This is a genomic window from Bradyrhizobium sp. LeoB3, assembly GCF_055456055.1.
In genome coordinates this window covers 1-24,557 of sequence record NZ_JBVBEF010000088.1, presented here as the reverse complement: position 1 = coordinate 24,557, position 24,557 = coordinate 1, and the positions used below count along the sequence as shown (strand labels likewise).

Here is a 24,557-nt window from a genome sequence, read left to right as displayed (position 1 = left end):
CTGCAACCTGCCGTTCGCGGAGTGGCGATCGTTTGAAGGGCTGGGACGCCATGCGCGAATGCATTGGGGCTGTGCTGGTTCGACCGCAATCGGATCGCACGGCGAGAATGAGTCCGCGTGGAACGCGACCGTCTTCCGCGCGCAAACGAACTGAATTGCACCGCCTGCTGCTGATGAGCGTCTCGGTGGCGGCGCTGTCGGCCCTGTTGACGAAACCAGCGGCGGCACAAACGTGGACCGGGGCCACGAGCAACGACTGGACCGTAGGCTCGAACTGGTCCGGTGGTACGGTGCCGGCTGGCGGTGCGGTCACTATTAATTCGATTTCCGCGAACCCGACCGTCCTCGGCGTTAACGGTGCGGCGACCGCCGTGACAGGCAACATGCTTATTGCCTCCGGTGTTGGATCATCAGGCAATCTGACAATTCAGAACGGCAGCACGCTCACCAGCACTGGGGCGACCTTTCAAATTGGCCAGATCACCGGAAATACCGGCATCGTCACGGTGACCGGAGCCGGATCGCGGTGGAATATATCCGGCTCCCAGTTGATCGTCGGCATGAACGCGGGCAACGGCACACTCAACATAGAGAACGGAGCGACTGTCGTCGCGCAAGGCGGAATCAGACTCGCGAACAACGCCGGTGGGGCCGGCACGCTCAACGTCAGAAGTGGCGGCGTCCTGGAGACCACGGGCATAGTCGCGGGCTCGGGAACGCGGCAAATAAATTTTGACAACGCGACTGTCCGAGCATTGGCCGATAGTGCCGCCTTTTTCAGCGGGGTGGCAGGCAGCCAAAACAATATTGCCGCGGGCGGACTGACAGTCGATACCAACGGGTTCAACATCAAAACGCAGGGGTTCTCGGGTGTTGGTGGATTGACCAAGATCGGCGCCGGGACCTTCACGCTAAGCGCCGGCAGCTCCTATACCGGCGCGACCGTGATCCAGCAGGGCACGCTAGCGCTGGCGGGTCCCGCAAGCTCTGCCAATGATGCGCTCGCCAATTCGAGCCGGGTGGTCGCGAACGCAACGTTCGATATTTCAGCCATCGCCGGCGCCGGCTCGCACATCAAGAGCTTGGCAGGAAGCGGCATCGTCACCCTTGGCGCAAAGAACCTGATCATCACCAACGCGAACGATGCGTTTGCCGGCGCCATCAACGGCGCCGGCGGGCTGACGGTCAGTGGCGGCACGCAGACGCTGTCGGGTGCCAACACCTATAGCGGCGGGACCACGGTGACGGGCGGTACGCTGCAGATCGGCAACGGCGGCACTTCGGGCAGCATCGTCGGCAACGTGACCAACAACGGCACGTTCGCCTTCAACCGTGCCGACCGATTGGATTTCGCGGGGACGGTCACCGGCAGTGGTCTGATCCGGCAGATCGGCAGCGGCCTGACCAACCTGAGCGGTGACAATTCGGCTTTTACCGGTACGACCTCGGTCGAAGCCGGTACGCTTGCGGTCAACGGCAATCTCGGAGGCACGCTCAACGTTTTGTCCGCCGGACGGCTGCAGGGCATCGGCACGGTCGGCACCACAATGAATGCCGGCGTGATCGCGCCGGGCAATTCGATCGGCACTTTGACGGTTGCCGGCAACTACACCGGCAACGGTGGCGCTCTGGAGCTTGAAACCGTGCTGGGCGGCGACGCCTCGGCAACGGATCGCCTTGTGGTCACCGGCAACACGGCAGGCTCGACAACCGTGCGCGTGCTGAATCGCGGCGGTGCCGGCGCGCAGACGGCCAACGGCATCAAGGTGATCGATGTCGGCGGCGCCTCGAATGGCACCTTCGCCTTGCAGGGCGACTACGTGCTGCAGGGGCAGCAGGCCGTCGTCGCCGGCGCCTACGCCTATACGCTGCAGAAGAACGGGGTCAGCACGCCGACGGATGGCGACTGGTATCTGCGTTCAAGCCTCATCAATCCGCCGACATCGCCGTCCGGCGGTTCGCCACCGCCGCCGCCCGCGGCACCTGCCGGGCCGCTCTACCAGCCCGGCATTCCCCTTTACGAGAATTATGGCGAGGTGCTGCTCAGCATGAACCAGGCGCCGAGCCTGCAGCAGCGCGTCGGCAACCGCTACTGGGGCGGCAGCGAGGCGATGGCGCGCGCCGGCGTCAACAAGGCGCCGACGGCGGATGGTTCGTGGACGCAATCGGCATTCTGGGGCCGCATCGAGGGCGGGCAGAGCGAGCTGCGGCCGTCGAACACGACAGGCTCGACCTACAATGCAGACGAGATGAAGGCACAGGTCGGTCTTGACGGCGTCGCGTTCGACAACGATCGCGGCCGGTTGATCGTCGGTCTCACCGCGCAATATGGCCTGACGACGGCCTACATCAATTCGTTCTTCGGCAACGGCCGCATCCGTGCCGAAGGAACGGGGGTGGGAGCGACCGCGACCTGGTATGGCCATGACGGCTTCTATGTCGACGGCCAGGCGCAGACCATGTTCTACCGCAGCGACCTGTCATCGGCGCTTGCGGGCAGCATGACGCATGGCAATGAAGGCTTCGGCTACACGTTCAGCCTCGAAGGCGGCAAGCGGATTGCGGTCGGCAACGGATTCTCGCTGACGCCGCAGGCGCAGCTGTCCTATGCGAAGGTCGACTTCGATGCCTTCGCCGATCGCTTTGGCGCGCTCGTTTCGCTGGGCAATGCCGACAGCCTGCTCGGCCGCGTCGGGCTGTCACTCAATCATCAAAATGTCTGGAACGACGGCGCGGGCATCGTGCGCTCCGACGTCTACGCGATCGGCAATTTGCACTACGAGTTCCTCAACGGCACCAGGATCGATGTCGCCGGCGCGGGCTTTGCCAATGTGAACGACCGGCTGTGGGGCAGCATCGGCGGCGGCGGCACCTATAGCTGGGCGAGCGGCCGCTATGCCGTGTACGGCGAAATCACCTATCGCGCGAGCCTCGAAGACGCCGCCGCGAACCACAGCTACAAGGGCACCGGCGGCTTCCGCATCACCTGGTGATCTGAGGCGTCGGATCGCTCCGGTCGAGCCGTTCCGGACGCAGCTCGCGGCAGCACGCCGCAGCCTCAGGTAAGCAAACCGCGCTAAAGTGAACGCACTGTAATCCTTGTTTCTCTGGTGTTGGTCGCACGTCGCGACCATATCCCGATCAGGTCCAATGAGGCGAATGGCGGAGGATCGATGGCCGACGCTATGGAACTTCGGAAGCGAGCGGAAATGTTCGAGCGGCGCGCCGAGGAGGCGAAGGATCCGATCTCGCGGGCGCACTACCGCGAGATGGCGGCGCATTACCGAACACTGGCCGTCGAGCACCAGCCTGTCCGCAACGAGGAATCGGCCGATCATTAGGTGATCGCCCGCCTGGCAGCCTCAGCCTTCGAAACGGAAGCATAGCGCGCAGATTCGCGGCAGCGCAACCCGACCCAAGCAGGTCGAGAACAGGACTCGCTAACCCCGGCGAGGAGGGGTAGGCTTTTGGTCTTAACGCTGAGGGGGCAAAAGGGCGACAGCTCTCGCGCCTTGTTGCAATTGCACCTGCCTTTGGTTTGGACAATGCCCAGCGAAATGATGATCCGCAGGCTGCGGGTCAATTCCAAATTGAGCGAGGATGATGTCTCGGCGCTCCGCTCCTTGCGTGTTCAGGTAAAGGAATTTCCGGAAGAGACAGTCGTCATTAGCGAAGGCGAACACGCGACGCATTGCTGCGTGATCCTGAGCGGGTTTGCCTATCGTGCCAAGGTGGCGGAGAACGGCAAGCGACAGATCCTCTCGTTCCACCCCGCAGGCGACATGCCGGACCTGCAGGGGCTTTTCCTTGATCGCATGGACCATGATCTGGTGACGCTGTCGCGCGCTCGGGTCGGCCTCATCGAGCATCGTTCCATCCATCAGCTCATCGAGGCGCGGCCATCGATCGCGCAGGCGCTCTGGCGTGAAACGCTGGTGGACGCGGCTGTCTTCAGGGAGTGGATCGTGAGCCTGGGCACGAGAACGGCCGCGGGACGCATGGCCCATCTCATTGCCGAACTCCGCCAGCGGCTGACCGCAATGGGGCTGGCCGCCGATGACGAGTTCGAATTTCCGATCACCCAATCGCGGCTGGCGGAGGCGCTGGGGCTAAGCGCTGTCCATGTCAACCGGGTTCTCCAGTCCTTTCGCGCGGAAGGCGTGCTCGACATTCAAAAGAACATGGTGAAGCTGAGCGACATCGAGAAGCTCGTGGAGATCGGAGGATTCAACGACACCTATCTGCATCAGCAATGAAGCTTTTGCGGAACGAGAGGGAGTGCCTCGCGTTGGCGCAAAATGCATACCTATCAGTTTCACATTGCCGGGATCAGGCCCTTCCACGACGAGGATGGCATGGAACTGCCTGATGCCGAAACCGCCTGGGCGGAAGCGCTGCGGCTGGTGCGCGACATCGAGGGATCGCTGCAACCGAGTGAAAGCTGGTCTCTGGAGGTCGTCGAAGACGGCGCGACAATTTTCCGCATCAATCTCGCGACCGAAGACATGCGGATCCGGCGCAGCAGCCGTCCCGCCACGACGATGAAGCGCACGAAAACGCTGTAGAGACCCGCTCCCGTACCGCTTGTGTTCAAAAGTGCACACACCGGGCGTTGTGCACGTCGTAGGATATGTGCCTAGAGGGTGCGATCTCCGGGAATCTGGAATCACATGGGTTATTTGCAAAGGCCCTGCCTCATGGGAAAAGCGAGCAGCATTTCGCAGCGGAGGCGTAGCCAATGCGACGACCATGCGGGCCTCTCATGTCGGAGGCACATTTTTATCTCAACACAACCAGCCTGTTCGATCTTCAGCGCGAAGTGACGGCGCTGTTTGCGCTTCGCAAACGCGTCGCGGATGCTGAGTTGGCAGCCACGCGTCGCGCACGCGAGGTCCGCGCCTCAGTCGAACGGCACGCCCCCTCCCGCAGCAGACGAAAGGCTCATTGATTTCCGGGACCACGCGGCGGTTCGCCAGCGAAGCCTTGCTGTGCCGAGCTTGCGAGGTGGCGACGTGTGAGATCGCTGCGGAGGGAGCATGGCTCTATCAGCTACAATCTGTCCGAGCGTCCACTCCTGTGCGGACGGCGGGTCAGCCGGTCACTTCCAGGCACGGGCCATCTGAGCAAAGGCCGAGGCGATGGCGTCGATTGCGCGAGCAGCGAGACCAACCGTCAGCACACTGCAATCGTCCGTCAGGCAGCGGACTGCTGCGACCGGCTAGATGAATGGCAGCTGAACGAACGCGAGAGAAAATCTGGCGTTCGTCTAACACAGTTAAGTGGACTCCATTGTCAGAGGAGGCAATGCTGCTTTTCCGGAAGGGAGGCGCCTATGGCTGTTTCGATCGAAGCTGGCTCGAAGAAAGATTTTCAAACTTTGATTGTCGACGTTGACAGGTTGGAACAGCAGAGAGCTGAACTGCTTGCACTTCGAGAAAAGGTGTCTACTGCGGAGCGTGCTACAGCTTCGTTGGCATCGCGTCCTCAGGAAAATCCCTCCAAAATTGGCTTACTGACGCCGCGGCAATTGATCGGTCCTCAGGAAAAACATGATGCCCGACGGTTAGGTCGAACCGGTTTTTCGAGACGTCATAGCGGGTGCGATCGCTTCCGGCCTTGACGTGCGTCTGGCGCGGATTCTTTCCGCCGCGCATGAGATGAAAGACGACCTCGTGTGACCGCAGTGCGGCGCCAGTCTGCAAAGCTTTCCGCGTTGGCAAGCTGTCTGCACCAAAAGGGCAGGGTCGCTCACTCAGTGCGGAGGTTGTTACCCTCCAGGCTGGAACCTAATTGCGGCATAGACGTTCGCTTTCGCGAATGAGCAGCGCCGTCGCCCCGGCGCAGCAAGCGTCGTGGCCGAGGCGCTGAGCTGTGCTGCTGGGAGGGATGCTCATGAGACTTACTCTTTCTGTCATCAAGGCTGACATTGGGTCCGTAGGCGGGCACACGAAACCGTCTTCCCGCATGCTCGCAACTGTCGAGGGCGAGGTCGCCAAGGCGATCTGCGATGGGCTCTTGATCGATGCCTTCATCTGCCACACCGGCGATGACATCGCGATCATCATGACGCACACACTGGGCGAGGGGAGCTCCGAGGTCCATCAACTCGCCTGGAAGGCGTTTCTCGCCGCCACTTCGGTCGCCAAGACTGCCGGTCTCTACGGTGCCGGCCAGGATCTTCTCGCAGACGCACCTTCCGGAAACATTCGCGGTGCCGGCCCTGGTGTCGCCGAGCTCAGCTTCGACCACAGCCTCTCGGCTCCGAGACCGGCGGAATCATTCATGGTGTTTGCCGCCGACAAATGCGGCCCCGGCGCCTACAATTTGCCGCTCTACCTTGCCTTTGCTGATCCAATGTATTGCGCGGGCCTGATGCTGCCCCCGATGATCAAGGGATTCCGTTTCCATATCATCGACATGGACAACACGGCCGGCGACAGCGTGATCGAACTCAACGCGCCCGCGGACAACTACCACATTGCTGCGCTGCTCCGCGACAACGAGCGCTTTGGCATTGATCGCATCGTTTCTCAAACCCATGGTGAGGTCGCCGCCGCAGTGTCGGCGCAGCGTCTTCACGCGATCGCAGGCAAGTACACCGGCAAGGATGATCCGGTCGCGATCATCAGGAACCAGGGAATTTTCCCGGCGCCCGAGGAAATCGTCTCGCCCTTCGCCAAGGCGCACTTCGTGGGTGGCGATGCGCGCGGCTCGCACGTGATGCCGCTCATGCCCGTGCCGCTTAATACGCCGGTGACCGGCATGTACTGCCTGCCGATCGTTTCCTGCGCAGGCTTTTCGATCGACAAGGAGGGCCGCTTTTCGGAGTCCTACACCGACTTCTTCGACAATCCGGCGTGGGACGAGGTGCGCCGGAGCGCACAGCGCAAGGCAATCGAGATGCGCAGCCAAGGCTGGTCCGGCGCTGCGATGCTGCCCTATTCCGAGTTGGAGTATGGCGGATTCCGCGACACCGTGTCCGGATTACTGAAGCGTTTTCGGCTGCGCGAGGAGCGCAAGCCGGAAGCGGCCGAGTAGGCTGCGCCAGGCGGCAGCAGTGGAAGCGTCGAGTTGCGGCGAGAGCGCATTTGCGAGTCCTGATCTTGGGAGGCGAGCGTGGCGAAAAAGCGCATCGGTGTTCTCACGGGCGGCGGCGACGTTCCCGGCCTCAACGCAATCATCAAGACGGTGACCTATCGCGGCAGCGAGGACGACATCGAAGTCGTCGGTCTCCGCCGCGGTTGGGAAGCCCTGACGCACCTGAACCTCGACGACCCCGCCAGCAAATCGCACTACCTCATTCCGCTCAGCCGTGAGAACACCCGCATCATCGACCGACGCGGCGGCACCGTGCTGCACTCGAGCCGCACCAATCCCTCCAAAATGAAAAAGCTCCCCGATCATCTCGTCGGCAGCAACCCTCCGGTCTCGGAGAGCACCAAGGGCGGGATCGCAACCAAGACCTGGGACCTCAGCGGCCAGGTGTTGGCGAACCTGACGGCGCTCGGCATCGAACATTTAATCGCCATCGGCGGAGACGACACGCTCAGCTATGCGGACAAGCTGAACGGACTCGGCGTCAACATCATCGCCATACCGAAGACGATGGATAACGACGTCCGCAACACGGAGTACTGCATCGGCTTCTCGACGGCGATCACCCGCGCCAGCGATGCGATCCAGCGGCAGCGCACCACAGTCGGCTCGCACGAGCGCGTTGGCATTTTCCGCATCTTTGGCCGCGATGCCGGCTTTACGGCACTCTATACAGCATACGCGACCTCGATCCGATGCCTGATACCGGAGTACAAGGTCGATCTCGACAAGCTGATCCAGTTGCTGATCGAGGACAAGCGCGGCAACCCAAGCAACTATGCGCTGATCGTGTTGAGCGAAGGCGCGGAATGGGAGGGCTACAAAGCGCACGAATACGGCGAACCGGACGCCTACGGTCACCGCAAGAAGGCGAGCGTGGCCGAAGCGCTTGCCGACGAGATCAAGCGGCGCGCCGGCGAGGAGACCATCGTCTCTGATCTCACCTACGACCTGCGTTCGGGCGATCCTGACTTCATCGACAAGCTGGTCGCCCTGACTTTTGGAAACATGGCCTACGATGCTATCCTGGAAGGCAAGACCGGCCTCATGTCGGCGCTGGTCGAGGGCCGCTATGACCTCGTGCCGATCCCTGACGCCAGGCTCGGACCGCGCAAACTGGACGTCGCCAGCACATACAACACGCAGCGCTACCGTCCTCTCTATTCCAACAAGCGTGGGCTGCCGATCTTTCTCACCCGCGCCTCTTAGGGTGGCAGCAGAACATGCTCGAGAACGCGGTATCCGGGTTTCGATGCGCCGCGAGGAGCTCCCGCAGGTTGAGCTATCCTGACTTGTCGGCGCGAACCTCCTCGCGTTCCCGCTCGACTTCCTCTGCATCCTTGTCGTCGATGTCCATTAGCTCGTTGCTCGCCGGGCGGGTTGCCTTAAGAAGCTCGTCCAATTTGGCGTGAATGGCCTCGGTGTCTCGGTGTTCGGCGCGCTGAATTACCAACGTCATGCCCCAGGTCGCGAGCGTGGCTAGGGAGTGCCATTCCAAACCGTTGCCCAGGATAATCCAGGCGATGCCGTACATGGCGAAAAGCGCAAACGCCGCGGGGCGCGCGGTTAGAACGCCGAGCTGCGTCAGCCATGCTCGAATCATCTCAAAGGCCATCGGCTGCCTTGTGCGCTGTCGGCCTACGGCTCTAGTGCTCACCGAGCATTATCAGCCGCTCGATGCCGCGGTTGACCCATCCATGAACGCCAACGCGCGGGGCAGTGATGGCGCCTCGCAGATAATGGCACTGCCAGGGCCGCCCCACATGATCTCGACGTGCCAGTGATCGTCGAGCCGGCCGATCGACCCGGCCAGCGTGTTCGGGGCGCGCTTGATGTTCACCCTGTCGTCGTCAACCTGGTCGGTTCGGAATGTTGTCATGGTTCGGCCCTTCTTTGTCTCGGGCCTCCGCCTGGATTGCGGCCGTATTTAAACTCGCTCCCATCTTTGGTGTTCCGAACTCCGGCCTGCCAACAACACATCAATGGACCTTGACGGCCCCGCGACGGGCGCCGCTATCACCGGAGGCCCCGGGTCGCGCTCAAGTTCGTGGCGGCCGGGCTGATCTCGGTGCTGCTGTTGCTCGCTGCGATTCCGGTCGGCGCGCTCGGCGCCGGGTGGCGCACATGCAAGGTAGGGGCGCGGCGCATAAGTTTGAGGGACTTGCCTGTAAGAGCGAGGTTTGCTTGAGGCGCCGGGTCAGATCGCGCTTCCACAGACGCAAGTCTCGGTTGACCCCAACTCGGACATCGCTGGCCGTGACAGTGAGCGACTGCTGCTCAGTTTGGCGGTCATGCGAGCGGCCGAATTGGTACAGCCGCGACCTCGATCACGAGGCCGCGATCTGCCGAACATGCATAGGCAGGCACGCCAGTTCCGACATCCTGTTGTGAGTCGGATGCGCGCGCTGCGTACGCCGTCCTAGACCGGGGGGCGCATTGAATTTGCTAACCCAAGGGAGAACGACCATGAAACTTGCGACGATAGCACTGGCTTCTGTGTTCGCGCTCTCAAGTACGTTCGCACTTGCATACACGAAGCATCATAAGTCAGGCACCAGGACGCATTACGGTAGTTACGCCCGGACGCAGCCCTCTATGAACTATAATGGGAGCAACTACGGCTGGAACAACCCCGGTTGGAACAACTACGGTGGGAGCAGCTACGGTTGGAGCCGCGGTGCAGGCGGCGGCCCGAACAACCGGGGCGGATTGGTCGGCGGCGACGACCCCGGCACCTACAGACCGTAGGAAGTGAAGGCGCCGGCGCGCGGCTGACCAGGTCGTCGGCGTTTGATCGCGGCAAGCTCCTGCTCGAGGCGATCGAGCAGCGGCGCATATTTTGCTTTATGCGCGATGATGATCTCGGCAGCTTATGGATATGCTCGGGCACGACAACATCGAGCACGCCGAGGTCTATTCGTGCGAGGTGGAACAGAGCCGGATGGCAGCCGCTGCGACGGAGGCGAGAGCGATAGAAGCGTCCCAGTCATGAAATCGCGCCACAGCAGTTGTGGCCGTAGTTTCCAATTTGAAAGGCGGTTACCCGGTGGCGCGGGGCCGTTCCTCGTGTCCGAATTGCCACTCGACAATCTAAGCCGATTCCGTGACAGCACGCTGCTCCTCATCGCCGCACCGATCGCAGTTTCTTGGCGCCGGCTCAGCGGGCGGTCGAGAGCAGGTCTGCCCAGGCTCTCGCGACCTTCTGCTCTCCCAAAGAGCCGAAATGGCAATCGTCGTACCGATCCAGATCACCAAGCAAGGCGTCTAAATTAACTCCCCTTCTCAGATCAGCGCTGCCATCGGGAAGGCCCAACTGAGCGCGCGCCACCGGGTTTTCGGCAGAGTGGAAGCGTGTTCCTCCGTTGCTTGCCGATAAACACTTGGTCGCAATGGCAACGTATACCGGCGCACCGACGCCGTGAGATCTCAACGAGGTGACCAGCGACAGGAAGCGATCGCGGTAGTCCTTCTCGTTCGTTCCCACCACGTAGTCGATCTCACCTTGGACCCAGAGGACGTGCGTCACAACATAGCCTCGCTGCTGCAGCTGACTCGTGGTGCCGATCATGATTCCGTTCAGATCGCCGCCCAGCGCCCAGCGGGAGACCTCAGAGCCGGTTACGGCCACCGGAGCCAGTACGACCTGGTCGAACGATCCGCGATCCAGCAGAAGGTTGCCAAGCTGGGTCCAATATTCTCCGCTGATGCCGTCAGATCCCAGCAGGGGCGACGCGGCCACATAGCATTGTCCATCGAAGAAATTGACGACCCTCTCCCCGTGTTCCGAGCGGAACCGCTGCCCCGCGTGATTTCCGGCGTTGGACTGTCCGACCAGCAACAGCACGGCCGTACGTTCCGTCTGCTGCGGGCAGGCAATAGCTTGCTTTTGATCGCCGGATGCCAGCCGCCCCGCCTGGTCAAATGTGTAGCGGTCGGGAGCCGTCTGAGATTTCAGCGCGTGAAGAAGTGGAAAGGGAAAAAAGCCATGGCGACCGCTGTACGCTCCAAGCAGATACGTCGCGGTCAAGACAAGAATTGCCAACAAAAAGCTCGCGCGCGACATGTGCATTCGAACACCTGCGGAACTAGCCCCGCCGCGGTTGGTAGATTAGCGCAACCATTGAAGGCGCGAAACGGCACTTGCGAGAGGGCCATGACCCTCCACGAATGTGGATAGTCTTCGACCTGCACCTCGTCTCTTGTGCCAATTCGATCCTGCGAGATTCCTGCGGGCCTCCGCAACGTCCTCATCGCTCTCAGCTGCTGGTGCACTCGCAGCCAAGTCGCCTTGAAAACTGCCTTGGCCCTCTCGAGGTCCGCACAGCTACCGCGATGGTCTGGCTGCTGCGGTACGTTCCTGTAGATACGCCGGATCGAGAAGCCATCCCAGATGACCACATGGTCGCCGCCGATTACGGTGGGCGGAGGAAGAGATCGGCGGGCGCGGTCGGCATGTCTGCTAAAGATCGTGGCTTGTTATCATTGGGCGCTTGCCCGAGGGAGCGGAGCCCTTCGCTCTTTCGAGTGCATCCAACCTTCTTCTGCGATCCAACCTGTCAAGCAGCCCAGCCTCGAACACCGTGCCGGAGACATCATAGTCGCCGCAGAAGCCGCAACAGATCGTCCGTCCATCGAACGTCGCAACGGTAATGTCTTGGGCCTCAGCCCCGCAAAGGGGGCAACTGATCGGTTTCAAATTGGCCATATTCCGCCTTCCGCGCATTTCTCCGAACATTCGGTTTATTGCAACGAACATATTTAATAAATTAACCTATTTAATTGTTAAATGTCATATTTAATTTCACAGTTTGAATTGGTGAGAATGCAGGAGGTATCTGTGAAGACTGTATCTGCGATTCCCGCTGCTATTTTTGCCCTAGCTTTGATCATGACTGCCCCGCCTGCGAATGCCTGCAACGGCGGCGGGAATTGCGAGAACGCCCCCGGCCGAGACCCGCCTGGTCACCGCGTCGACGGAGCCCCTGGTCCAATCGCCGGCGCCGGTCTCCCGATGCTCGCTGTCGGCTATGGCGTCTATTGGTTGGTCAAGCGGCGGCGTAAGCATGCGTGAAGTTCTGAAGCTCAGTGCCATGCCGGCGACAGGGCGTGCCTGCGGCCGCTTGCACCGACATGTGTGACGGCCTCGTGTCATGTCCCGAGAGGAGCGGTCTCAGCATTGCCCCCAGCCGGGACCGCTCCTTTTCCATGCCGCTAGTCTGTCCAATGTACCGATTGATTGCCCGGAATAATGCGCGGATCGCTTCCTGATAGGTCGTGACACAATAGCGTCCGTAGTTCTTCGACCGTGTACAAGGTTGCTGTGCTTCCCCCGGCGGGGCTTGGGCGGTGAGAATTGGCCATCTATCGACTGTTGCAAAGCTCCGTCGTGGAGCCGGAAAAGTTCAGCCGCATCACAGCGGCTTATGAGCGCGCGTTGCAGACGCTAAACGTCAAGGATCGCGATGACCCTCTGACGGAAATGATCGCGAGGAACATCATCAAGATCGCGCAATCCGGCATCAAGGACCCCGCACAAATTTCGGCTCTGGCAATCAAAGAGCTCGAAATGCGATAGGTCTGCCGCTCGCATCTTCCATGTCTGGAACCGAAACCTTTAAAGGCTCCGCAATCGCGGCGCGCAGCCTGTAGGCGAAGTCGTTCAGTATAAAGATGCGTATCGGCTCTGCTACACCTGCGGGCCCGAAGGGCTTCTCATCGGGCTCGCCCAAGAACTCAGCCGAGCGCAATGCGAGGACAATGACGAAGGGCGACAATGTCAGCGAGCGCGTCCCACAAAGTGCCGTTGTTAGACTAGTCTTCCGGGAATTTGACGGTTGAGACGGGCCATTTCCCATCATGGCCTTTGATGGAAATCCGCAGCCCGTGCAACTCATCCAACCAAACGTTCTCGACCTCGCCAGCCTTTCCGTTCGCAACTAGGCCTCCGCTAGCGAGTACCGCTGGCAATTCCGAATGGAACCGGAGACCGCCGCTTTTGGCTATCTGCGCGAGCGCTGGTTCTGAAACAGCGGGTCTTTGTGACCTTTGGCTATCCGCGACACGCGCCGTGTAGTTTAACGGCGAGTGGCGGTCTCATACCTTCTAAAATCGTGACGCGAGCGTTCGTTCCCAATTTCGTCTCGCAGTAATTCGGCCGAGCGGTGCCATTCTCACCGACGTGGCCAACAGAAAGGGAGCTTGAGAGTCCACTCTTGCCAACCGGGTGACCATAGGACTTTCCGATCGTTCAGCGTTCACCCGGCCAGCAGGTCGACGGCGGATCCTGCGCGGATATCTTCGTCGGCCGCAGCGCCACGAGGTGGCTGCGCTTGTAGGGATAGCCTCGCTCCTCGGAGCACAGCTTGCAGCGCATGTAGCGCTCAAGCTCGTGGATCGGCGCCGTCTTCGGCCGGCGCACGATATCGAGGGCGACCGTCTGGTGCGTCTCGCAGCCCAGACACTTCACCTCGAGATAGGTGTAGCCGGCGTTGAGTGCGTCGCCGAGGGCCGGCGAAGGCTGCGCCGGGCCCTGGAACGCCAGCATGCGCTTGTTCCAGGCTTCACAGGCGAGCCGATCGGCGCGCTGGCGTGCTTCGGCGGCCTGCTCGGCGGCGGCGCGCACGGGCGCGCCGAAGATGGTCTCGCGTGACTTGGTGCCCATCATCTGAATGAGCTTCGCGGCTACCGGCGGCAAGCCGGTAGCCCTTGCGGTGTGACGTGTTGAGTAGACTAGGAACTGGAGCCGCACTTCCGAGACCGGGGGCGCGGCTAACCGCCTTGGCTAACCTGTCCGGCTAACCATCGGCTATCTCTTTGATTTCATCGGCTTTTGGCGCTCCCTAGCGGAATCGAACCGCTCTCTCCACCGTGAAAGGGTGGCGTCCTGACCGATAGACGAAGGGAGCAAAACAATCGGCAAATCAATGCGTTAGCCGCGGGATATGCCAGATCGGCCGCCGACGGTTACTGGCGGCGACGGAGCGAACGTATAGTGGTGATTGGATGGGGGGGCAAGCCGCAGGATGGCCCTTTTTGCAGCCATCCCCGGATCGATCAGCACAGGCGCCGATACCCGAAAAACCGCGGGTGTTTCGCAACGCTTTGTAAAGCCTGATGCCGTAGGCGTCGGCCATGGCGTTCAGTCGCAAGAAGCGCGAGGCGCGCAAATCGATGCACCAGCCCGGTTGGATCACGCTGGAGGGCGGATTCGCCGCGCGGCCCTGCGTCGTGCAGGACATGTCGTCCACCGGCGCCAAGATCACGATCGACGATCCCAACACGCTGCCTGGAAAATTGCGCCTGGCGTTCTCGCGCGACACCCGCACCGGACGGCCCTGCGAGGTGGTGTGGCGCCGCGGCAGGACGGTGGGCGTCAAGTTCGTGAGCTAGCAGTTCCCGCCTTCGCGCGTTAGAAGGCCCGATGCGAAAGACGCTGATCCTCGTCCTCGCGCTGCTGCCGGCAATCGCACTCGCGGAGCAGCCTCATCGAACCAAGTCCGGCAAAGCAACGGCTTCCGCAAAGCCGCTCCCGCTGAAGAGAGGCGCACGGCCCAATGCGTGCGCAGAGTACGGCGCCGGCTTCGTCAGGATCGAGGGTTCCGACACCTGCATCAAGATCGGCGGTGCCATCGACATTGGCGATGGCGTGTCGATCGGCGGGCGTTAGAGCTTCGGTTCTGATTGAATCGAAAACGAAGCTCTAGATTCTTTGTTTGACGCGTTTTCTTCACGCGAACCGGTGCCCACCCTCGGATCAAGTCCGAGGGCATGCTTCGCTCGAAAATCAGCTCACGACAACGGCGGCGCCAGGAACTGGACGAAGCCCGGGCGTGCGGAAATCTCGGCAAACCAGCGCTCCAGATTGGACAGGCTCGGCTTGGCGATGCCCTCGACGCCGAACCAGCGTCGTGCAAAGGCGCCGATCGCGATGTCGGCGATGGTGAACCCGTCGCCGTCGATGAAGCGCCGGCTCGCCAACTGCGCATCGGCAATCCGCCACACCTCGGCTTCGGCATCGGCGTCCTTCTGGATCGCGGCCATGTCGCGCTTTTCCGGCGGCGTGCGCACCAGCGCCCAGAACACCGGACGGTCGACCGGCTGCAGCGTCGATAGCGTCCAGTCGAGCCAGCGATCGACGCTGGCGCGTTGGCGCGGCGCGGCCGGATAGATCGGTGAGCCCTCGCCATAGGCGAGGCAGAGATAGCGCATGATCGAATTGGATTCCCAGAGCGTGTAGCTGCCGTCGACCAGCGTCGGTACGCGGCCGTTGGGGTTCATTGCGAGATAGTCCGGCTGGTCGTTCTTGCCGAACTCCATGCCGGCATCGATGCGGTGATAGGGCAGCTCGAGCTCGCTGAGGCACCACAGCACCTTCTTCACGTTGACCGAGTTGGCCCGGCCCCAAACCGTGAGTTGATATTTTTCCGCCACGCGTCTCTCTCCCATGCCTTCTTGCGTTGACGGCGGAATAGCAGAAAGCGCGATCCCGATCATCCCGCACCAACAAAAAATCAGGCCCGCTGAGCGGCACCTGATTTTGTTGGGTTGGGCGGGTTGCGTGCGATCAGTGTCCGAAGAACAGCCACAACAGGATGATCACCGGGATTGGCACGCCAAGCAGCCACAGCAAGAGTCCTCTTGCCATCGTTTCCTCCTCCATTTCGTATCGGTGAGGAAACGCGCGATCCACGCGCTCGTTCCGTTATGGATCGCGGCGCTCATGCTGTGACCTGACGTGCGCGCAGTATTTGCGCGAGGGCTACCAGTGGCCGGTGTTCGGCATCGACAGCCACGGCTCGGCCGGCGGCTTCGGATCGCCCTTCTGCAGCAGCTCGATCGAGTGCAGATCCGGCGAGCGCACGAACGCCATGTTGCCGTCGCGCGGCGGGCGGTTGATGGTGATGCCGAGCTTCATCAGCCGATCGCAGGTCGCGTAGATGTCGTCGACCTCGTAGGCGAGATGGCCGAAATGGCGATCCTCGCCGTATTTCTCCTCGTCCCAGTTATAGGTGAGCTCGACCAGCGGCGCGCCGCGCGTGCTCGGCAGCTTCTTCAACTGGTCGACATCCTCGGGCGCACACAGGAAGACCAGCGTGAAGCGACCCTTCTCGCTGTCGATCCGGCGCACTTCCTTCAGCCCCAGCGCGTCCTGGTAGAATTTCATCGCGATGTCGAGATTGCGCACGCGCAGCATGGTGTGGAGATAACGCATGGTGTTGGCTCCCTCTGGGGGTTGCAGCGTCTGGTTTGGGCGGTTCGCGAGACCAAGGTGTGATGATTAATCATCCCGCTCGATCTTTTTGCTTGAGAATGACCCTTTCGGAAAAACGGCATCCAATTTTCCGGATCACGCCCTAGATATCAGAAAAGGCTGTGAAGGGCAGGGTGTCGAACAGGCTCCCGTGTAACAAAGTGGAAGCACTGGCTGTGCCAAGGTGAGGCCATGGATGGCGTTGTCCCGTATCTGTTCGAACTGGTCGCTGGGTTGATGGGGCGTGCCCTGGATTGGACGGGGCGTCGATTGGGCCGCATGCCTGACCGGGACTTCTCGCAGGTGACCACGCTGCAGAAGATCGGCCGCCTCACGCTCTGTTTCGCCATTCTCGTCGGACTCGGTGGTCCCCTGATCTGGTGGGTATTTGGATAGCGAGGCGGGCAAGCGATCTCCGCCCGAATTCATTGAAACCCGCAACGACACATGGTCGTGAGTCTCGGGCTTGTGAGTGGCAGGCAACAGCGCTCCGACTATCTTGCCGCGCGGGGAGGACGCTATGCCATACAGTCCTGAACTCATCGAGACCATGCGGGCCGCGTTGGAAGCGGTCATGGCGAAAATTCCCGCCGATCAATCCGTGTTCGGCGTCAAGGCGGCGGTCGCCGAACGTATTCTGAGGGCGGCGGCTCACGGCCAAACGTCATTCGATGGCCTCGTCGCGTCAGCGTCTGACCAGCTGCAGACGATCATCGCCACGCTGTCGTGAGCGACGCCGGTGAATTGCCCAAGAGTCAGAACAAGTCCGAAAAAGAAAACCCCGCGCGTGGGGGCACGGGGCTTTCGGGCTGACGGTCTGGGGATTCAGGGCGCGAGCCGCCAGCTTCAGTCGATAACTTAAGGTTGAATTTTCAAAAAGCAACAGCGCCGCCTAGAGGAGTATGTTCTCCGGGCGACGCTGCCGCGAATTACTGGGCCCTGAAATCCCCAGTTCCACTATGTCTGTCGGCGTGCAAATAGGTTCAAAAGAAAACCCCGCGACGGGGGCATCGCGGGGCTTCTTAGCCGGTAGGCGGCAGGGGGAGTGTTCCTACCGGCACTTCCTGATGCTCATTCAACTCCTGACGATCAGAAGTGTTCCTGCGGAGTGTTGTCACGGGTCAAGGCCGCGCGCGGCATGCCGCAACGGCCTGGTGTTCTGATCTCACCTTTTTACACAAGCGTTTGAGCCTGCATCGCATTCCCATGCCGCCGCGCGCATGTCGGAACCGAGGCGACGTACGCAGCGAGGAGCAGATCCATGAAAAGCATCATTCTGGCCACGGCGATCGTGGCGGTGGCGGCAACGTCCGGACAGGCGTTCGCACGTTCGGACGCCTCGACGCCGCGGCAGGAAACGGCGGCCGATCAGCGCGCCTACGACGCGCTCAACGTGTTCGATCAGCAGATGGCACCGCAAATGAGCGATGCCGACGCCCACCGCTATCATGGCGGGCCAAAATCCAACGACTAAGCGCTGGCGCGGTTCGGCATTCACGCCAGGAGAACGCGGAGGTGCTTGCCGTCACGCCTTGCGGTCGAGCAGCGCCTCGCGTTCGGCGTGGGTCTGGGCGTCGATGACGCTCCGGACATCGGCATTGATCTGATGCGGCGGCGCTTTTGCAGTCTCGTCGATGACGAGCTGAACCTTCGCCTGCGTCACCGCGGCAGGGACGGGGTAGATGACCATGACGGCAACCTCCTGCCCAAAAATCCCAGATCCGCATTTACGTTTTCTAAAGAGGTGCGGTTAATGGGGATGAATTCGGTTGTCCAAACGTCCGGGAACTCCGATCGCGAGCACGGCGGGGCGTGTGTGGATCGCTGCGCAGCAAGATCAGGAAATTGCTTGGCAAAGGCCGGTCCGGCGGCCTGTGGATTTGCTGCGGATAAGCTGGGGACGAGAGGTAGCGGATGGCGCCCGTGCGGCGCCGTGTTCCTAACGATCTCTTTCGGGGCAGCCGATAACGCTATTCAGTTAGGTTAAGGGCAGGATCGCGTTGCGATAACCGGAGGTTGCGCATAGGGATCAGCTGCGGAACCCGAGCCATGATGATCCCTTCGTTCCACAATGCAGACAGGCGAACTCACCGGCGCGTGATGCTGGTGGGGCTATTGTTTTGTCTCGCCTTCGTCGCGATCAGCTTTTCGCTGCGGCCGCAGGCGGACGATGGACGCGTGCTGGTGAAGGCCGACCGCCTGGTGCGCACCGCGGGTGAACCGCACAAGGCGAATTAGCGCGGATCCTGTCCGGGCAATTTCTCGCTTGAGGAGCGATGATACATCGCGATGGCGATGAACCCGCCATAGCCGATGATGTTGATCAGAATTTCCAGCCAAACCGGCATGAGACCATTACCCCTTCTGCAGCACAATACGCGCGGAGGTCGTGGTTTGTTCCTGCGCCAATCCATGGGTGGTCCAGCCGAGTTGCATAGCTCAAAGGGAGACGGCCCGTCCAAGCGCTGCCAGGGCGGCCCCGAAGGCCCGCGGGTTCCCGATGCAACCAATCGGCAATTTCTGCGTTGGAGCCGCGGATGAATCCTTAAGGAGGCGAGGATGAAAAAGGCTCTCGTAGTTTTGGCTACGGTCGCCGCGCTGGGGGCGACCACAATGAGCTCGCCGGCCGAGGCGTACTGGCGCGGCGGCGGCTGGGGTTGGCGCGGCGCGGGTCCGGGCTTGGCATTTGGTCTTGCCGCAGGCGCGCTGATCGCGGGCGCTGCTGCAGCGTCAAGCCCCTACTACTACGGTTACGGTCCGGGTTACTACGGCGGATACTACGGACCGAGCTACTACAGCTACCCGGCCTATTATGGCGGCTACGGGTATCGACGTTACTACGGCGGTGGTCCTTACGCCTACGGCGGCCCTTATTATCGGCGCGCCTACTGGGATCCTTATTGGTAACAAAAAGCCCGGGGCGACGCGCCCCGGGCTTTTCGACTCCGCGGATGTTGCGGACTCCTAATCGGTCTCAACCTGGCTCTCGCTGGTAACCGTGCCATGCGCCGCCGAGCGTGTTGGCATAATACTCCTGGCGCTCGCGTTCGAACTTTTGCTGGGTCGCCTTGAAGCTGGCGATGCGAGCGGCGATCTCTTCGCGTTCACGCGCAAGCAGCTCTTCCTTCTCGGTCATGGCGTCTTCGGTCATGGCTTCGATCATGGCCCATCCTGTAATCGTAATGTCATCGGGGGCGAATTCGCCTCCCCAATGGGGCGCCAATGGGGAGGAGCCGGTGCAGGATTGTGGTGAGATGATGGGCAGCGAAGGCGGTGGATAAGGCGCGTACGCTGCTTGTCGCTTCTCCGCGGCCCCGCTAGCCAAAAAGGGAAACTGGGGAGGCCGTTCATGGCAAAGATCGATCTGGATTCACTAAGCATCGAAGAACTCGCAAGCTTGCGCGAGCACGCGACCGACAAGCTGTTCGAAAAGGTCGCGGCGCGCCGCGCCGAACTCGAAGCGGAATTGGAGAAGCTTGCCCAATACGGCAAGCCGGTGAAGAAGTCCGATGCCGCGCCGGTTGCGAAGGCGAAGAAGAGCGACGAGGTGAAGGAGCCGAACGAGGCGAAGGAGCCGGTCGCCAAAGCGGCGTGACAAACCAGGCGGCGTGACAAAGGCGGCCTGAGAGCCGCATCCTAGGTGAGATCCCTCGGTCCGGTTGGCCGTGCTATAGTGCGTGCGGTCAACTCGGGTTTCTCACGTGATTGCAAAAGATCTGCGCAGCGGCGTCGAGGCGCTCGGTAATTTGATCGCCGAGGCCTCCACCATCGTTCCCTTCACTGGTGCCGGCATTTCAACCGAGAGCGGGATTCCCGACTTCCGCTCGCCCGGCGGGCTGTGGACGCGCAACCGGCCAATTCCATTCGACGAATTCGTTGCAAGTGCCGACGCGCGCGACGAGGCCTGGCGCCGGCGCTTTGCGATGGAGCCGACCTTCATGGCGGCGAAGCCCGGGCGCGGGCATCGCGCGCTCGCCTCGCTCTATCGCGCGGGGAAGATTCCGTCGATCGTCACCCAGAACATCGACAACCTGCATCAGATGAGCGGCTTCAAATCGGATCATGTGGTCGAACTGCACGGCAATACGACTTATGCCCGCTGCATCGGTTGCGGCAGGGCGTACGAATTGATGTGGGTCAAGCAGCGCTTTGACGAGAACGGCAGTGCGCCCGATTGCACCGACTGCGGCGATCCCATCAAGACCGCAACCATCTCGTTCGGCCAGGCGATGCCGGAGGATGCGATGCGACGGGCGACGGAACTTGCGCAGCACTGCGACTTGTTCCTTGCGATCGGGTCTTCGCTGGTGGTGTGGCCCGCGGCCGGATTTCCGATGATGGCCAAGAACTGCGGTGCCAGGCTTGTGATCATCAACAACGAGCCGACCGATCAGGACGACATTGCGGATCTCGTGATCCGTCACGACATCGGCGACACGCTTGGGCCGTTCGTGGGCAATTGACGCTCAATTGATTCGCAGTCGTGCAAGTCTGTTCATAGTTCCCGCCGGATTCATTTTTTATCTATGCGATTCAAGCGGGAGTGTTATCTTTTGATTCGAGATTCGCGTGCGTTGTTCATGAGCGGTCGTGCAACAACGCACCGATGAGGTACCGTCGCAGAGAGACGGATTGCAGATGATGTGCGGGGTCCGGGGTCATGGGGTCGGACGGATTTGAGTCCAAGAAGCTCGGCGGTCTACCATCAGGTGGCGCGGGGCAGGGTAGGCTTGTGCCGGGTGAATACTCGGAGAGAGCACCGCGCGATCCGGCGGCGGATGCGTTCTCCGGCTTGGGCGATGCCGCCAACCTCGTCGAGATTTCCGGCGTCATCAAATGGTTCGATGCCTCGAAAGGCTACGGCTTCGTCGTCCCAGACAATGGCTGGCCAGATGTGCTTCTGCACGTCACCGTGCTCAGGCGTGACGGCTATCAGACGGCCTACGAGGGCGCTCGCGTGGTGGTTGAATGCGTGCAGCGCGCAAAGGGCTATCAGGCGTTCCGCATCCTCTCGATGGATGAAACGACGGCGATCCATCCGGCGCAGATGCTGCCGCCCAGGACCCATGTCACGGTCACCCCGACCAGCGGACTCGAGCGGGCGCAAGTGAAGTGGTTCAACCGGCTGCGCGGCTTCGGCTTCCTGACCTGCGGTGAAGGGACGCCCGACATCTTCGTGCACATGGAAACGCTGCGCCGCTTCGGCATGACCGAGCTGCGCCCCGGCCAATATGTGCTGGTGCGGTTCGGGCCCGGCTCCAAGGGCATGATGGCCGCGGAAATCCACCCGGAGACCGGCCCGTCGGCGCTGTCGTCGCACTGATTTTCTGCGCAAGCTCTAACGGAAACGTGAGCCGGATGGCGCGTGGCATATCTTTGCCCTCTGGCCATCGGCGCGGTGCTCGGGTTAGGTTCCGCGCGATTTGATTTTGCCGTGAGTGCAGTTTCCATGACTTTCGATCGTGTCACCGGGCATCGCCTGCTCGTTGCCCTGTTTGCGTCGCTTGCCCTCCTGTGTGGTGTGATCGCGAACCCGGCCGCAAAGGCCGCGACGGTCCAGCCGCTTGAGATCGTCACCAAGAATGGAGTGCACGTCTTCTCCGTCGAGTTCGCGACGACCGAGGAGGAGAAGACGACGGGGCTGATGTACCGGAAGGAGCTGCCCGACGGCAAAGGCATGCTGTTCGACTTCTCGCCGGAGCAACAGGTGTCGATGTGGATGAAGAACACCTATGTCTCGCTGGACATGATCTTCATCCGCGCCGACGGCCGCATCCTGCGGATCGCGGAGAATACCGAGCCGTTGTCGACCAAGATCATCTCGTCCGGCGGGCTCGCCAAGGGCGTGCTGGAGGTGGTCGCGGGCACGGCGCAGAAATACGGCATCCAGCCCGGTGACCGGGTGGCCCACCCGCTGTTTAATGGCAAATAGAGCATGATCCGGAAAAGTGGGCACCGGTTTTCCGGAAAGATCATGCTCAACAAAGAGATGCGATGGTGATCCGATCAGCCTGATCGGATCACCATCGCGCCTGGCGAGCGGCTTGCTGGCGCCCGCCTAACCGTGTATCGACATCGCCTGCGGATTGCTCGGGGTATAGCGCAGCCTGGTAGCGCGGCAGTTTTGGGTACTGCAGGTCGTTGGTTCGAATCCAGCTGCCCCGACCAAAAATATTTCAAAATCAATATGTTAGAGCGGCAAGCTCAGGCTCGACACAGCAAGTCCTAGATGCCCAGCCACTCTAAGCCACCGGGAAGCTGCACGACAGAAAAGTCCGCTTGCAGGACACGGCGATGCATCGGCGCGATAGCGGCTTCCGACGCATGGAGAATGGGCGTCGCATAGAGCCAGATGTCGCCAGGCTCCGCCAAACACGCAACCGTGCCGCAACGCCTGACAACGTTCTGCATTGTCCTCGGGAACCCGTCCGAGCTTGTGAGATCCGGGAGCGATCAAAAGCGGCGCGTTGCTTGCGGGTACCGGATCAATATGAACCCGCACGCTCACCATCCCGGACAACACGTCAAAGGGCGGTTCGACATGCAGCATGCCGGTCTTGACACTCCAGGTCCCAAAACCATTAGCGGAGATGCGCTCTTTCACGGCAATGGTGCGGTCCTGATGCCAACCCAAGGACCAGTTCGTTTCGGCTGTCTTGTCGAACAATATGGCTCTGACGGGCCGGCAATCGTCGCCGAGCACTGACGCAGCACAGCGGCCTATATGTCCCGTTGAGGCAAGGAAGGGCGCGAGACCTTCAACACCTCTCAGCCTGAGACCAGCCTGATCTCGTGGCAAATGGGCGAGAACCGCTTCAAGCACGTCCAACCGCTCAGGCGGCAGCGCCGCCCGGAAAAGCTGCGCGCCATCGTCGGCAAAGGTCAGATCGTTGGTCTGCACTGTCAAGCACCAATGGAAGGCTGGATGTTTTGGCCTATGATGAAGCGCGTTCCGTGAGGAATGGGCGTACGTCGCCTTTCGGCGGCTCACTCTACGGCCCCGTGTAGGGCGTGCCATCCTTGTGCACGAACCGGCCGTCGGCGTTGGAGCTCATCATGTCGACGTCCGAGCAGATGGTGACGTCGGCTGGCGAGCGCGAGCCGACTTCGAGATAAACCGCCATTGCGCCCGACTTGTTGACGAGGTGATGGCCGTTGCCGGAGCCTTTCGGAAACGCCGCGCAATCGCCGGCGCGCAGCACCGTGTCGCCGCCATCTTCAATCAGCGTCAGTTCGCCTTCGAGCACATAGACGAATTCGTCTTCGTCCGAGTGCCAGTGGCGCTGGCTCGACCAGTTGCCCGGCGGCAGGTGCATGAGATTGACCCCGAAGTCGGTGAGGCCGCCGGCATTGCCCAATCGCTGCCGCACGCGTTCGGCACAGGCGGCATCGAATGGCGGCGGGTAGCCGGAGCCCTTGCGTTTCGGGACAGTGGCGATATCGATCTTGGGCATGAGGTCCTTTCCATGACACCCGAGGCCGCACTGCTTGCTCAACGCTGACACGTCAACCGCGCGAGATGTCCTGATCGGTAGATCAGGAAAAGATCACTGGTGTAGTGGAAATACTCGCCCGTGAAGTCCTTGGTTTTGAATCTGAGTTGAATCCTGTTGTTGCTGACGACCGTAGCGCGCTGCGGGCCATTCCCGGTGTCGATCGAAACCGGCGGACCGAGGGCAAGCGTCACGCTTTTTGACGACGGTGCCGATCCAGTCGGATCGAACAGGGAGCCGCTGCAGGTGAGAGAGGCAGGCTGAGCGGCGGCAGAAGCAATCATCGAGGCGAGGGCTGACAGAATTATCAGAGGCGTTCTGAACATTCATGGCTCCAAGGAAAAGAATTGAGGAATCGTGGCGGGGCTTGCAGCGTCGGAGCATAGTAGGCGGCGCCTGGGTTTGCCAGCAACGGTTGTGATTGCCAAATCGCACGTCAAATCATTGGCGCTGATGATACCGCTCCCGTGAGGCTGCCGAAATTTTTCGGATGCACTTGCGCCCGCATGCTCGCGGCAGAGAAGCTCTGAGGGTGCAACGCACTCCCTTCAGGGAGTTGATTGTCGGGCGCGCGGTTCGCCGGGACGACTTAGTGAGCCAAACATCGTCACATCATGGACTGCGGGTCCGGCGCAGTCGTGAGAGCTATGGCCGAAATTGGGTGATGGGGCCGATCAGGCGGCGCGGTTAGCTGGCGTCGTCGATTCTGCGACGCCGTC

At 61.3% G+C, this 24,557-nt stretch carries 31 protein-coding genes, 2 tRNA genes and 1 pseudogene; 22 read left to right on the top strand and 12 right to left on the bottom strand.

Features of this window, described 5'->3' with window-relative positions; translation table 11 throughout:
* The first annotated feature begins 155 nt into the window (after window positions 1-155).
* The 7 genes from ACZXDY_RS35685 to ACZXDY_RS35655 all read left to right on the top strand — a co-directional run bounded on the left by ACZXDY_RS35685 (window position 156) and on the right by ACZXDY_RS35655 (window position 8,304).
* Window positions 156-2,993 carry an autotransporter family protein gene (locus ACZXDY_RS35685; RefSeq protein ID WP_464348746.1) on the top strand — a complete coding sequence of 946 codons (2,838 nt, stop codon included), beginning with the start codon at window positions 156-158 and terminating at the stop codon, window positions 2,991-2,993.
* Between the two features lie 180 nt (window positions 2,994-3,173).
* Complete coding sequence (locus ACZXDY_RS35680; RefSeq protein ID WP_155255580.1) at window positions 3,174-3,341, top strand: hypothetical protein; 168 nt, start codon at window positions 3,174-3,176, stop codon at window positions 3,339-3,341.
* 204 nt (window positions 3,342-3,545) lie between these two features.
* A complete protein-coding gene (locus ACZXDY_RS35675; protein WP_464348745.1) occupies window positions 3,546-4,256 on the top strand; it encodes a Crp/Fnr family transcriptional regulator in 711 nt (236 codons plus the stop codon).
* 42 nt (window positions 4,257-4,298) lie between these two features.
* Window positions 4,299-4,565: a DUF6894 family protein gene (locus ACZXDY_RS35670; protein WP_464348744.1), complete on the top strand. Its 267-nt coding sequence runs from the start codon at window positions 4,299-4,301 to the stop codon at window positions 4,563-4,565.
* A 767-nt stretch (window positions 4,566-5,332) separates the two neighbouring features.
* Window positions 5,333-5,620, top strand: coding sequence for a hypothetical protein (locus ACZXDY_RS35665; RefSeq protein WP_130225681.1), 288 nt, complete (start codon window positions 5,333-5,335; stop codon window positions 5,618-5,620).
* Window positions 5,621-5,886: 266 nt separating this feature from the next.
* Window positions 5,887-7,038, top strand: coding sequence for a fructose 1,6-bisphosphatase (locus tag ACZXDY_RS35660; protein WP_464348743.1), 1,152 nt, complete (start codon window positions 5,887-5,889; stop codon window positions 7,036-7,038).
* Window positions 7,039-7,116: 78 nt separating this feature from the next.
* Complete coding sequence (locus ACZXDY_RS35655) at window positions 7,117-8,304, top strand: 6-phosphofructokinase (RefSeq protein ID WP_028168586.1); 1,188 nt, start codon at window positions 7,117-7,119, stop codon at window positions 8,302-8,304.
* Window positions 8,305-8,377: 73 nt separating this feature from the next.
* On the opposite strand, the gene ACZXDY_RS35650 is transcribed toward ACZXDY_RS35655, so the two are convergent.
* Entirely contained in the window at window positions 8,378-8,710 is a 333-nt protein-coding gene (locus tag ACZXDY_RS35650; protein ID WP_464348742.1) for a low affinity iron permease family protein, read from the bottom strand.
* 51 nt (window positions 8,711-8,761) lie between these two features.
* The gene (locus ACZXDY_RS35645) at window positions 8,762-8,974 is read right to left on the bottom strand and encodes a hypothetical protein (protein WP_464348741.1); all 213 of its coding nucleotides are present in this window, start codon (window positions 8,972-8,974) and stop codon (window positions 8,762-8,764) included.
* Between the two features lie 716 nt (window positions 8,975-9,690).
* On the opposite strand from ACZXDY_RS35645, the gene ACZXDY_RS35640 reads away from it, so the two are divergent.
* On the top strand, window positions 9,691-9,843 hold the full coding sequence (locus ACZXDY_RS35640) for a hypothetical protein (protein ID WP_464348740.1): 153 nt from the start codon (window positions 9,691-9,693) through the stop codon (window positions 9,841-9,843).
* Window positions 9,844-10,252: 409 nt separating this feature from the next.
* Here the strand turns inward: ACZXDY_RS35640 and ACZXDY_RS35635 are convergent, their stop codons facing one another.
* Window positions 10,253-11,158 (bottom strand): sialate O-acetylesterase, encoded by a 906-nt coding sequence (locus ACZXDY_RS35635; RefSeq protein WP_464348739.1) that lies wholly within the window; start codon window positions 11,156-11,158, stop codon window positions 10,253-10,255.
* Between the two features lie 1,290 nt (window positions 11,159-12,448).
* Here ACZXDY_RS35635 and ACZXDY_RS35630 point away from each other — a divergent pair.
* Together ACZXDY_RS35630 and ACZXDY_RS35625 are read left to right on the top strand one after the other, a co-directional pair.
* On the top strand, window positions 12,449-12,670 hold the full coding sequence (locus tag ACZXDY_RS35630; protein ID WP_456641571.1) for a hypothetical protein: 222 nt from the start codon (window positions 12,449-12,451) through the stop codon (window positions 12,668-12,670).
* Window positions 12,671-12,713: 43 nt separating this feature from the next.
* Window positions 12,714-12,833 (top strand): annotated as a pseudogene (locus ACZXDY_RS35625) (VOC family protein); the annotation flags it as partial.
* Window positions 12,834-13,342: 509 nt separating this feature from the next.
* Here ACZXDY_RS35625 and ACZXDY_RS35620 read toward each other — a convergent pair.
* A complete protein-coding gene (locus ACZXDY_RS35620; RefSeq protein WP_464348754.1) occupies window positions 13,343-13,756 on the bottom strand; it encodes a hypothetical protein in 414 nt (137 codons plus the stop codon).
* A gap of 169 nt (window positions 13,757-13,925) precedes the next feature.
* A tRNA-Glu gene (locus tag ACZXDY_RS35615) sits at window positions 13,926-14,000 on the bottom strand.
* A 226-nt stretch (window positions 14,001-14,226) separates the two neighbouring features.
* Here ACZXDY_RS35615 and ACZXDY_RS35610 point away from each other — a divergent pair.
* On the top strand, window positions 14,227-14,484 hold the full coding sequence (locus ACZXDY_RS35610; RefSeq protein WP_028168579.1) for a PilZ domain-containing protein: 258 nt from the start codon (window positions 14,227-14,229) through the stop codon (window positions 14,482-14,484).
* A gap of 31 nt (window positions 14,485-14,515) precedes the next feature.
* Window positions 14,516-14,761, top strand: coding sequence for a porin (locus ACZXDY_RS35605; protein ID WP_028168578.1), 246 nt, complete (start codon window positions 14,516-14,518; stop codon window positions 14,759-14,761).
* 122 nt (window positions 14,762-14,883) lie between these two features.
* Here the strand turns inward: ACZXDY_RS35605 and ACZXDY_RS35600 are convergent, their stop codons facing one another.
* On the bottom strand, window positions 14,884-15,540 hold the full coding sequence (locus tag ACZXDY_RS35600; protein WP_035692520.1) for a glutathione S-transferase family protein: 657 nt from the start codon (window positions 15,538-15,540) through the stop codon (window positions 14,884-14,886).
* A 313-nt stretch (window positions 15,541-15,853) separates the two neighbouring features.
* On the bottom strand, window positions 15,854-16,306 hold the full coding sequence (locus tag ACZXDY_RS35595; protein ID WP_464348738.1) for a VOC family protein: 453 nt from the start codon (window positions 16,304-16,306) through the stop codon (window positions 15,854-15,856).
* 231 nt (window positions 16,307-16,537) lie between these two features.
* Between ACZXDY_RS35595 and ACZXDY_RS35590 the strand changes: the two genes are divergently transcribed.
* The 3 genes from ACZXDY_RS35590 (at window position 16,538) to ACZXDY_RS35580 (ending at window position 17,819) form a co-directional block, all read left to right on the top strand.
* Window positions 16,538-16,741, top strand: a complete 204-nt coding sequence (locus tag ACZXDY_RS35590) for a hypothetical protein (RefSeq protein ID WP_130225692.1) — start codon at window positions 16,538-16,540, stop codon at window positions 16,739-16,741.
* A 124-nt stretch (window positions 16,742-16,865) separates the two neighbouring features.
* Window positions 16,866-17,075: a hypothetical protein gene (locus ACZXDY_RS35585; protein ID WP_028168575.1), complete on the top strand. Its 210-nt coding sequence runs from the start codon at window positions 16,866-16,868 to the stop codon at window positions 17,073-17,075.
* Window positions 17,076-17,606: 531 nt separating this feature from the next.
* On the top strand, window positions 17,607-17,819 hold the full coding sequence (locus ACZXDY_RS35580) for a hypothetical protein (RefSeq protein ID WP_464348737.1): 213 nt from the start codon (window positions 17,607-17,609) through the stop codon (window positions 17,817-17,819).
* Between the two features lie 51 nt (window positions 17,820-17,870).
* On the opposite strand, the gene ACZXDY_RS35575 is transcribed toward ACZXDY_RS35580, so the two are convergent.
* Window positions 17,871-18,035: a hypothetical protein gene (locus ACZXDY_RS35575; RefSeq protein ID WP_464348736.1), complete on the bottom strand. Its 165-nt coding sequence runs from the start codon at window positions 18,033-18,035 to the stop codon at window positions 17,871-17,873.
* 359 nt (window positions 18,036-18,394) lie between these two features.
* Here ACZXDY_RS35575 and ACZXDY_RS35570 point away from each other — a divergent pair, with 359 nt between their 5' ends.
* Together ACZXDY_RS35570 and ACZXDY_RS35565 are read left to right on the top strand one after the other, a co-directional pair.
* The gene (locus tag ACZXDY_RS35570) at window positions 18,395-18,583 is read left to right on the top strand and encodes a hypothetical protein (RefSeq protein WP_130225694.1); all 189 of its coding nucleotides are present in this window, start codon (window positions 18,395-18,397) and stop codon (window positions 18,581-18,583) included.
* A 321-nt stretch (window positions 18,584-18,904) separates the two neighbouring features.
* Window positions 18,905-19,252, top strand: coding sequence for a hypothetical protein (locus ACZXDY_RS35565; RefSeq protein ID WP_464348735.1), 348 nt, complete (start codon window positions 18,905-18,907; stop codon window positions 19,250-19,252).
* Between the two features lie 67 nt (window positions 19,253-19,319).
* Here the strand turns inward: ACZXDY_RS35565 and ACZXDY_RS35560 are convergent, their stop codons facing one another.
* Window positions 19,320-19,508, bottom strand: coding sequence for a hypothetical protein (locus ACZXDY_RS35560; protein WP_035692515.1), 189 nt, complete (start codon window positions 19,506-19,508; stop codon window positions 19,320-19,322).
* A gap of 186 nt (window positions 19,509-19,694) precedes the next feature.
* On the opposite strand from ACZXDY_RS35560, the gene ACZXDY_RS35555 reads away from it, so the two are divergent.
* From ACZXDY_RS35555 to ACZXDY_RS35535, 5 genes are all read left to right on the top strand, one after another.
* The gene (locus ACZXDY_RS35555) at window positions 19,695-19,940 is read left to right on the top strand and encodes a hypothetical protein (protein WP_028168571.1); all 246 of its coding nucleotides are present in this window, start codon (window positions 19,695-19,697) and stop codon (window positions 19,938-19,940) included.
* A gap of 106 nt (window positions 19,941-20,046) precedes the next feature.
* Window positions 20,047-20,808 carry an SIR2 family NAD-dependent protein deacylase gene (locus ACZXDY_RS35550; protein ID WP_464348734.1) on the top strand — a complete coding sequence of 254 codons (762 nt, stop codon included), beginning with the start codon at window positions 20,047-20,049 and terminating at the stop codon, window positions 20,806-20,808.
* Between the two features lie 197 nt (window positions 20,809-21,005).
* Entirely contained in the window at window positions 21,006-21,668 is a 663-nt protein-coding gene (locus tag ACZXDY_RS35545; RefSeq protein ID WP_208826247.1) for a cold-shock protein, read from the top strand.
* Between the two features lie 126 nt (window positions 21,669-21,794).
* Window positions 21,795-22,277, top strand: coding sequence for a DUF192 domain-containing protein (locus ACZXDY_RS35540; protein WP_464348733.1), 483 nt, complete (start codon window positions 21,795-21,797; stop codon window positions 22,275-22,277).
* 159 nt (window positions 22,278-22,436) lie between these two features.
* A tRNA-Pro gene (locus ACZXDY_RS35535) sits at window positions 22,437-22,513 on the top strand.
* A gap of 22 nt (window positions 22,514-22,535) precedes the next feature.
* On the opposite strand, the gene ACZXDY_RS35530 is transcribed toward ACZXDY_RS35535, so the two are convergent.
* From ACZXDY_RS35530 to ACZXDY_RS35520, 3 genes are all read right to left on the bottom strand, one after another.
* The gene (locus tag ACZXDY_RS35530; RefSeq protein ID WP_464348732.1) at window positions 22,536-23,246 is read right to left on the bottom strand and encodes a phytanoyl-CoA dioxygenase family protein; all 711 of its coding nucleotides are present in this window, start codon (window positions 23,244-23,246) and stop codon (window positions 22,536-22,538) included.
* A gap of 91 nt (window positions 23,247-23,337) precedes the next feature.
* Window positions 23,338-23,799, bottom strand: a complete 462-nt coding sequence (locus ACZXDY_RS35525; RefSeq protein ID WP_464348731.1) for a cupin domain-containing protein — start codon at window positions 23,797-23,799, stop codon at window positions 23,338-23,340.
* A 38-nt stretch (window positions 23,800-23,837) separates the two neighbouring features.
* Complete coding sequence (locus ACZXDY_RS35520; RefSeq protein WP_028168565.1) at window positions 23,838-24,164, bottom strand: hypothetical protein; 327 nt, start codon at window positions 24,162-24,164, stop codon at window positions 23,838-23,840.
* Window positions 24,165-24,557 lie beyond the last annotated feature (393 nt).

What these genes read in the sequence shown, in the direction of transcription:
- ACZXDY_RS35680 (WP_155255580.1), top strand. Translation starts at nt 3,174, where the DNA reads ATGGCCGACGCTATGGAACTTCGGAAGCGAGCGGAAATGTTCGAGCGG.
- ACZXDY_RS35675 (WP_464348745.1), top strand. Translation starts at nt 3,546, where the DNA reads ATGCCCAGCGAAATGATGATCCGCAGGCTGCGGGTCAATTCCAAATTG.
- ACZXDY_RS35670 (WP_464348744.1), top strand. Translation starts at nt 4,299, where the DNA reads ATGCATACCTATCAGTTTCACATTGCCGGGATCAGGCCCTTCCACGAC.
- ACZXDY_RS35665 (WP_130225681.1), top strand. Translation starts at nt 5,333, where the DNA reads ATGGCTGTTTCGATCGAAGCTGGCTCGAAGAAAGATTTTCAAACTTTG.
- ACZXDY_RS35660 (WP_464348743.1), top strand. Translation starts at nt 5,887, where the DNA reads ATGCTCATGAGACTTACTCTTTCTGTCATCAAGGCTGACATTGGGTCC.
- ACZXDY_RS35650 (WP_464348742.1), bottom strand. Translation starts at nt 8,710, where the DNA reads ATGGCCTTTGAGATGATTCGAGCATGGCTGACGCAGCTCGGCGTTCTA.
- ACZXDY_RS35645 (WP_464348741.1), bottom strand. Translation starts at nt 8,974, where the DNA reads ATGACAACATTCCGAACCGACCAGGTTGACGACGACAGGGTGAACATC.
- ACZXDY_RS35640 (WP_464348740.1), top strand. Translation starts at nt 9,691, where the DNA reads ATGAACTATAATGGGAGCAACTACGGCTGGAACAACCCCGGTTGGAAC.
- ACZXDY_RS35635 (WP_464348739.1), bottom strand. Translation starts at nt 11,158, where the DNA reads ATGTCGCGCGCGAGCTTTTTGTTGGCAATTCTTGTCTTGACCGCGACG.
- ACZXDY_RS35620 (WP_464348754.1), bottom strand. Translation starts at nt 13,756, where the DNA reads ATGGGCACCAAGTCACGCGAGACCATCTTCGGCGCGCCCGTGCGCGCC.
- ACZXDY_RS35610 (WP_028168579.1), top strand. Translation starts at nt 14,227, where the DNA reads ATGGCGTTCAGTCGCAAGAAGCGCGAGGCGCGCAAATCGATGCACCAG.
- ACZXDY_RS35605 (WP_028168578.1), top strand. Translation starts at nt 14,516, where the DNA reads ATGCGAAAGACGCTGATCCTCGTCCTCGCGCTGCTGCCGGCAATCGCA.
- ACZXDY_RS35600 (WP_035692520.1), bottom strand. Translation starts at nt 15,540, where the DNA reads ATGGGAGAGAGACGCGTGGCGGAAAAATATCAACTCACGGTTTGGGGC.
- ACZXDY_RS35595 (WP_464348738.1), bottom strand. Translation starts at nt 16,306, where the DNA reads ATGCGTTATCTCCACACCATGCTGCGCGTGCGCAATCTCGACATCGCG.
- ACZXDY_RS35590 (WP_130225692.1), top strand. Translation starts at nt 16,538, where the DNA reads ATGGATGGCGTTGTCCCGTATCTGTTCGAACTGGTCGCTGGGTTGATG.
- ACZXDY_RS35585 (WP_028168575.1), top strand. Translation starts at nt 16,866, where the DNA reads ATGCCATACAGTCCTGAACTCATCGAGACCATGCGGGCCGCGTTGGAA.
- ACZXDY_RS35580 (WP_464348737.1), top strand. Translation starts at nt 17,607, where the DNA reads ATGAAAAGCATCATTCTGGCCACGGCGATCGTGGCGGTGGCGGCAACG.
- ACZXDY_RS35575 (WP_464348736.1), bottom strand. Translation starts at nt 18,035, where the DNA reads ATGGTCATCTACCCCGTCCCTGCCGCGGTGACGCAGGCGAAGGTTCAG.
- ACZXDY_RS35570 (WP_130225694.1), top strand. Translation starts at nt 18,395, where the DNA reads ATGATGATCCCTTCGTTCCACAATGCAGACAGGCGAACTCACCGGCGC.
- ACZXDY_RS35565 (WP_464348735.1), top strand. Translation starts at nt 18,905, where the DNA reads ATGAAAAAGGCTCTCGTAGTTTTGGCTACGGTCGCCGCGCTGGGGGCG.
- ACZXDY_RS35560 (WP_035692515.1), bottom strand. Translation starts at nt 19,508, where the DNA reads ATGATCGAAGCCATGACCGAAGACGCCATGACCGAGAAGGAAGAGCTG.
- ACZXDY_RS35555 (WP_028168571.1), top strand. Translation starts at nt 19,695, where the DNA reads ATGGCAAAGATCGATCTGGATTCACTAAGCATCGAAGAACTCGCAAGC.
- ACZXDY_RS35545 (WP_208826247.1), top strand. Translation starts at nt 21,006, where the DNA reads ATGGGGTCGGACGGATTTGAGTCCAAGAAGCTCGGCGGTCTACCATCA.
- ACZXDY_RS35540 (WP_464348733.1), top strand. Translation starts at nt 21,795, where the DNA reads ATGACTTTCGATCGTGTCACCGGGCATCGCCTGCTCGTTGCCCTGTTT.
- ACZXDY_RS35525 (WP_464348731.1), bottom strand. Translation starts at nt 23,799, where the DNA reads ATGCCCAAGATCGATATCGCCACTGTCCCGAAACGCAAGGGCTCCGGC.
- ACZXDY_RS35520 (WP_028168565.1), bottom strand. Translation starts at nt 24,164, where the DNA reads ATGTTCAGAACGCCTCTGATAATTCTGTCAGCCCTCGCCTCGATGATT.